The sequence below is a fragment of the Roseiflexus sp. genome (genome assembly GCF_057785375.1).
Genome location: NZ_JBYNRX010000067.1, coordinates 1 through 6,315, shown reverse-complemented (window position 1 = coordinate 6,315; position 6,315 = coordinate 1). Strand labels below are relative to the sequence as shown.

Here is a 6,315-nt window from a genome sequence, read left to right as displayed (position 1 = left end):
GTGCGCAGCGCAGGTCGAAGGCGGTTCTCTCTGCGCTCTCTGTGGCTCTGTGGTGAATTCCACAGGTATGAAGATTGAACGCACGAACATCAAACAATCGAGGAAAAAAGTCCTTCGTGCCGCTTCGCGCCCTTCGTGGATGACCCAACAGGCGCACAGGCACATGGCGCAACTGCAGGGGGATACTATGAAACTTTTTCCATCTCTTCAGGAGATGCGCGCACTCGTTGGGCAGGGCAATCTCTGCCCGCTCTACGCCGAGGTGCTCGCCGATCTGGAAACGCCAGTGTCGGCATTCCTCAAGGTTGCGCGCGAACCGTGGAGTTTCCTGCTCGAATCGGTCGAAGGCGGGCAGCATATCGCGCGCTACTCGTTCATCGGCGCCGAACCGTATATGACGCTCCGATTCGATCAGGGGATCGCCAGCGCGGTGCAGGGCGGGTACAAGCAGACGCTGCCCTACACCGATCCGTTGCAGGTGCTGCACTCCTACCTGAGCGCCTATCGTCCGGTGCGCCTGCCCGACCTGCCGCGCTTCGTCGGCGGCGCCGTCGGCTACTTCAGTTACGAGACGGTCTGCTATTTCGAGCGCCTGCCGCGCCCGCAGAAGTGCGGCTACGCCATGCCCGAAGGTTTATGGCAGTTCGTCGATACTCTGCTGGTCTTCGACCATCTGCGCCACAAGATCAAGGTGCTGACCCACGTCCATCTCGACGACCCGGACCTCGAGAGCGCCTATCAGCGCGCTATCGCGCGGATCGAGGCGCTGATCGAGCGGCTGCGGCAGCCGTTGCCGGTGCGCAACCAGACGCTCCCGGCGGAGCGCGAGTCTGCCGAGGCGTTGCAAGAGCGCACCTTCTCCTTCGTGGCGAATTACGAACCCTGGCCCCTTGAGAAACCCTCACCGGTCACCGTCGCATCGAACGTCACCCGTGAGGAGTACATGCGGCGCGTCGAAATCGCCAAAGAATATATCGCAGCCGGCGATATCTTTCAGGTTGTGCCCTCGCAACGCTTCAGCCGTCCGGTACGGGTGCACCCCTTCGCCATCTACCGCGCGCTGCGCACGATCAACCCGTCGCCGTACATGTTCTACCTCCACACCCCCGAAGGCGACCTGGTCGGCGCGTCGCCGGAACTGCTGGTACGCGTCGAGGAAGGGATGGTGACCACCCACCCGATTGCCGGTACGCGCCGCCGCGGGAAAGACCCGGAGGAAGACGCGCGGCTGGCGCAGGAGTTGCTGGCAGACGAAAAAGAGCGCGCCGAACACCTGATGCTCGTTGACCTGGGGCGCAACGACCTGGGGCGCGTGTCGGAACCGGGGACGGTGCGGGTTCCCGCATTTATGGAAGTCGAAAAGTTCAGCCACGTGATGCACCTGGTGAGCCACGTGACCGGCAAACTGCGCAGCGATATGACGGCGCTCGACGCGCTGCGCGCCGTCTTTCCGGCAGGAACCGTCAGCGGCGCACCGAAGATCCGCGCGATGGAGATCATCGCCGAACTCGAAGGTGAACAGCGTGGCGTCTATGCCGGCGCCGTCGGGCACGTCGGGTTCAACGGCGACCTCGATACCTGCATTGCACTGCGCACCATGGTCGTCAAAGACGGTATCGCGTATGTGCAGGCAGGCGGCGGTGTGGTGGCGGACAGCGACCCGGCGGCGGAGTATGAGGAAAGTTGCAATAAGGCGGCGGCGCTGCTGCGCGCCATTGATGCAGCGGAGGGCGAGCTATGATCCTCCTTCTCGACAACTACGACTCTTTCACCTACAACCTCTACCAGTACCTGAGCGAACTGGGCGCGCAGGTGACAGTGAAGCGCAACGATGAACTGACGGTCGGCGACGTGGCGGCGCTTGCCCCGGAGAAGATCGTCATTTCACCGGGACCGTGCACTCCGAATGAGGCGGGTATCAGCGTCGCGCTCATTCGTGAACTGGGGGCGACGATCCCGACCCTTGGCGTCTGCCTGGGGCATCAGGCGATTGGCGCGGCATACGGCGGCGCCGTCGTGCGCGCGCCGAAGGTGATGCACGGCAAACTCTCCGACATTCATCACAACGGTCAGGGAGTGTTCGCCGGTCTGCCGGCGCCATTCCGGGCAACGCGCTACCATTCGCTCATCGTGCGCCGCGACGATCTGCCCGATTGCCTGGAGATCACGGCGTGGACCGACGACGGGTTGATCATGGGATTGCGCCACCGCGAGTATCCGGTGCAGGGAGTGCAGTTCCACCCCGAGTCGATCATGACCGAGGCGGGCAAAGAGTTGCTGCGCAATTTTCTGACGGGGCGCTGAGATGACCGCCGAACTCAACAGTATCATCACGCACTACCATACCCTGCTCGATGAGTCGCTGGCGCGCGAAACCCTCGTGACTCTCGACGCGGAACAGCGCGCACTCGGCATGCTCGTCGGTTCGCAGCGCGACCGTCCGATCTGCCCGGTGCTGCGTCCACGTTTCATCACCCGTGCACAGTACGATACCCTGACCCGCGCCGCATCGCTCGTCGGGCGCGCCATTCGCGCCGTAAGCGCAGCCGCGCTGACCGACCCAACCATCCTGGCGCCCTACCGTCTCACCCCGGCGGAGCGCGAACTGCTCGCCATCGACCCCGGCTACCCCGGCGCAACCCTGTTTGGTCGCCTCGACGGATTTCTGGCGTCGGACGGCGCATGGTGCTGGTTCATCGAAGCGAATGTCGAGTCGCCCGCCGGAATCGGGTACGATGAAGCGCTTGCTGGCATCTTCGACCGGACCCGGATCATGGCGGCGTTCCGCGAGACGTTTCAGGCGACGGCGCTGCCGGTGCGCCAGGGGTTGCAGCAGATGCTGCTCGACGCCTACCGCGCCTGGGGCGGGCGGGGAACTCCGACGGTCGCCATTGTCGATTTCCCCGGCGTGGCGACCTGGTCCGAGTTCGAGTATCTCCAGCAGCGCTTCGAGATGGACGGTCTTCCGACAGTCGTGTGTACGCCGGACGACCTGCAATACCAGGGGGGACGGCTCTACGTCGAAACGCGCCAGGCGGACGGCGGCGCCTCCTGGCGACCGGTCGATCTGGTCTACCGCCGCCTGTTGCAGCACGAATTCCTCGCCATGTACGACCTGCACCACCCGCTGATCCGCGCCTATGCCGACCGCGTGGTGTGCGTCGTCAACCCATTCCGCACAAAACCGGCGCACACCAAACTGATCATGTGGCTGCTCTCCGACGACGAAGGACCGGCAGGCGGCGTTCTCGACGCCGAGTCGGCGATGGCGGTGGCGCGCCATATCCCGTGGACGCGGCTAGTGCAGCGGGGCACGACGCGCTACCAGGGTGAACGGGTCGATCTCCTCGACTTTGCGCGGCGTCACCGCGAGCGCCTGGCGCTCAAACCGAACGATGCGTATGGCGGCGAGGGGGTGATTCTGGGGTGGGACACCTCGCCGCTGACGTGGAAAGGGGCGCTCGAACGTGCGCTCGAAACGCCGTCCGTGCTCCAGGAGCGCATGCCGACGCCAGACGAACCCTACCCGACCTGGTCGGACAACGCGGGGATCATCCTGACCTCATATTATGTCGATGCCGACCCGTGTCTCTACGGCGACCGCGCGGTTGGATGCCTGACGCGCATCGCCACTGCTGCGAAACTGAACGTTGCCGCCGGCGGCGCTGCACCGCCGACGTTTCTGGTCGAACCCATACCGACACAGGAGCCTGCCAATGCCAATCCGTGATCAGATCATCCAGATCGTGCGGGGCCATGATCTCACCGAAGATCAGGCTGCCGAGGCGATGGAAGACATCATGACCGGCGTGGCGACGCCGGCGCAGGTGGCGGCGCTGCTCACGGCGCTCCACCTGAAGGGCGAAACCGACGCCGAGATCGCTGGTATGGCGCGGGTTATGCGCGCCAAAGCCATCCCCGTCCACTTCGACGGTCCGCTGCTCGACACGTGCGGCACTGGCGGCGACGGTGCCGGCACGTTCAACATCTCGACAACCGCCGCCTTCATTGCCGCTGGCGCAGGCGCAACCGTCGCCAAGCACGGCAACCGCGCCATGTCGAGCGTCTGCGGGTCTGCCGATGTGCTCGAAGGGCTGGGAGTCACCATCGACCTCGACGCCGCTGGCGTGGCGCGCTGCCTCGAACAGGCCGGTATCGGCTTTATGTTTGCGCAGAAGTTCCACCCGGCCATGCGTTTCGTTGGACCGGTGCGGCGCGAAATTGGCATTCGCACGGTCTTCAATGTGCTCGGACCGTTGAGCAACCCGGCGCAGGCGCGTCACCAGGTGCTTGGCGTCGCCGACCCGACGCTGGCGGAGAAGATGGCGCGCGCACTGCACCTGCTCGGCGCACAGCACGCGCTAGTCGTCCACGGGCATGACGGCCTCGATGAACTCACCCTGAGCGGACCGAACCTGGTGATCGAGGTGCGCGCCGGTCACGAGCCGCGGAGGTACGAGATCAGCGCCGGCGATCTGGGGCTGGCGCCCGTTCCGCGTGAGGCGTTGCTCGGCGGCGATGTGACCACCAATGTGGCGATTGTGCGCGCCATCCTCAGCGGCGAAGAGCGCGGAGCGCGGCGCGACGTGGCGTTGCTGAACGCTGCCGCAGCGCTGGTCGCCGCCGACCGCGCCGCCGACCTGCGCGAGGGGCTGGAACAGGCGCGGCAGAGCCTAGAGAGCGGCGCTGCCCTGGCACGACTGGAGCGGCTTGTCACGGTCAGCAACAGCGATCGTTGACCGTTCCACGTTCACCCGACTGCGGAGTCCCTGGCGAGGAACCTCCCGACCCTTGAGGTCTGCGCCGCTGACCTGGCGCCTGCCATCGAACGACGGCAGTGGAGAGGAGCACGTCTGCTGCGCGAAAATTCCCCGCCCTCCTTCTCCCACGCGGCGAGCGGGAGAAAGAACTGGCAAGCCTCGCCTTCTCCCCCATGTCGCGTGCAACGGAATCATGATCTGTGAGAAGCGTTACCCTTGTCGCAGCCGCTCGCGCTCCTCCCGCAGCTGCTCGTGCTCATTCAGCAGCCACGCGCGCTCATTCAGCAGCCACTCCACCTCCCGCAGTTGCGCCGATTCCAGACCCGCGCGTGCGCGGTCGAGGATGGCTGCGGGGGCATGTGGGTAGGTTCGAGCACCTGCCGATAGTGCGCTGTTGCTATCGGCCATTGCCCGCGCCGCTCTGCAACGATGCCCTGCTCAAGCTTCTCGATTGCTGCCTGCGTGGTTGGGTCGATAGCGGGGTATTTCTCCGGCGCCTGCGGATCGTGCGCTTCCTTCGCAAGCGGCCTGAGACACTGTTCAATCTCCTCGATCGATATTCCTCCTACCTCTTGTTCCGCCAGAAAGTCCATGAATTCCTGGCTACGCCCAAGTTCGGCAACTTCGCGGTCAAATTCATCTGCGGCTTCGAGGATATAGCGCTGTCCCTCTTCTGTGACGATCAAGACCGGCTCTGAACGCGCTGCGCGAAAGAGTTCTTCGAGCGTTATCTGACACTGTCTGAGATCGAAAGTGATCATATGCTTACTTTCCTGCCACGGATGAACAGATCATTATGTTGTATCCAATTGCGAGTATATCAACGGTATCACCGATCATGTCATCATGTCATAAAAGATACGATATTTGTCTTCCTTGAGTTTTCATGATGCTGTGGGATTCGACCTTAGTTGTTTTCTTCGTTTTGTTGGAACGCTTGTGTCGTGCCTCAAATAGTATGAATAACTCGCACGATTGTGCGCTGCGCGTAAGCATCGAAATAAGCCAAATCTTCGGCTCAGGTGTCAGGTTGATACGAAACACCATTGCCGGATGGTCCTATGACTGGCGTTCTGCGCATGTCAGATTGTAGGCGTTTCGGGCAGGCAGAGCAAGTTTCTCTTAGGCACACCGAACGTTGCGGGATTACCGCCCGACATGAAGCAGTCCGCCCTCCTCCCTCACGCAGGGCGAGGGGAAGGAGGGATGCAGGAGCACGACAGCGCTGCGTTCCCCTCCAAACGCTCTGCGCCCTGACGTCCTGGCGTTGATCTTGACAACGCAAAGGCGCGAAGGCGCAGCGGCGACGGGGCACATCACATCCCGCGCCGCCGCCGACGTCGCACAGCCCCCTCCCCCAGCGGGGGAGGGCAGGGGGACCAGAGCCGTCACGCCTGGCACGCTGTTTACCCCCTCCCCCCGCGGGGGAGGGCAGGGGTGGGGGCTTTGCCCTCCTCACGCCTCACACCTCACGCCTCACACCTCACACCTCACACCTCACGCCTCACACCTCACACCTCACACCTCACACCTCACACCTCACGCCTCACGCCTC

The 6,315-nt window shown here is 63.7% G+C and carries 5 protein-coding genes; 4 read left to right on the top strand and 1 reads right to left on the bottom strand.

All coding sequences use genetic code 11. The features are described from left to right. Positions 1-187 precede the first annotated feature (187 nt). From trpE to trpD, 4 genes are read left to right on the top strand one after another with little or no spacing between them, the layout of a single operon-like run. Positions 188-1,741, top strand: a complete 1,554-nt coding sequence (trpE, locus tag AC3EA7_RS11930) for an anthranilate synthase component I (RefSeq protein WP_488614282.1) — start codon at positions 188-190, stop codon at positions 1,739-1,741. Beyond that, positions 1,738-2,304 carry an anthranilate synthase component II gene (locus AC3EA7_RS11925; RefSeq protein ID WP_488614281.1) on the top strand — a complete coding sequence of 189 codons (567 nt, stop codon included), beginning with the start codon at positions 1,738-1,740 and terminating at the stop codon, positions 2,302-2,304. Before trpE ends, AC3EA7_RS11925 begins: the two co-directional genes overlap by 4 nt. 1 nt (position 2,305) lies before the next feature. Beyond that, positions 2,306-3,730 (top strand): hypothetical protein, encoded by a 1,425-nt coding sequence (locus AC3EA7_RS11920; RefSeq protein WP_488614280.1) that lies wholly within the window; start codon positions 2,306-2,308, stop codon positions 3,728-3,730. After that, entirely contained in the window at positions 3,717-4,739 is a 1,023-nt protein-coding gene (trpD, locus tag AC3EA7_RS11915; RefSeq protein WP_488614279.1) for an anthranilate phosphoribosyltransferase, read from the top strand. Before AC3EA7_RS11920 ends, trpD begins: the two co-directional genes overlap by 14 nt. A 302-nt stretch (positions 4,740-5,041) precedes the next feature. Here the strand turns inward: trpD and AC3EA7_RS11910 are convergent, their stop codons facing one another. Next, positions 5,042-5,521: a hypothetical protein gene (locus tag AC3EA7_RS11910; protein ID WP_488614278.1), complete on the bottom strand. Its 480-nt coding sequence runs from the start codon at positions 5,519-5,521 to the stop codon at positions 5,042-5,044. Positions 5,522-6,315: the final 794 nt, after the last annotated feature.

Bases quoted from the DNA above. Each gene is read 5' to 3' on its own strand.
- trpE (WP_488614282.1), top strand. From the start codon at position 188: ATGAAACTTTTTCCATCTCTTCAGGAGATGCGCGCACTCGTTGGGCAG.
- AC3EA7_RS11925 (WP_488614281.1), top strand. From the start codon at position 1,738: ATGATCCTCCTTCTCGACAACTACGACTCTTTCACCTACAACCTCTAC.
- AC3EA7_RS11920 (WP_488614280.1), top strand. From the start codon at position 2,306: ATGACCGCCGAACTCAACAGTATCATCACGCACTACCATACCCTGCTC.
- trpD (WP_488614279.1), top strand. From the start codon at position 3,717: ATGCCAATCCGTGATCAGATCATCCAGATCGTGCGGGGCCATGATCTC.
- AC3EA7_RS11910 (WP_488614278.1), bottom strand. From the start codon at position 5,521: ATGATCACTTTCGATCTCAGACAGTGTCAGATAACGCTCGAAGAACTC.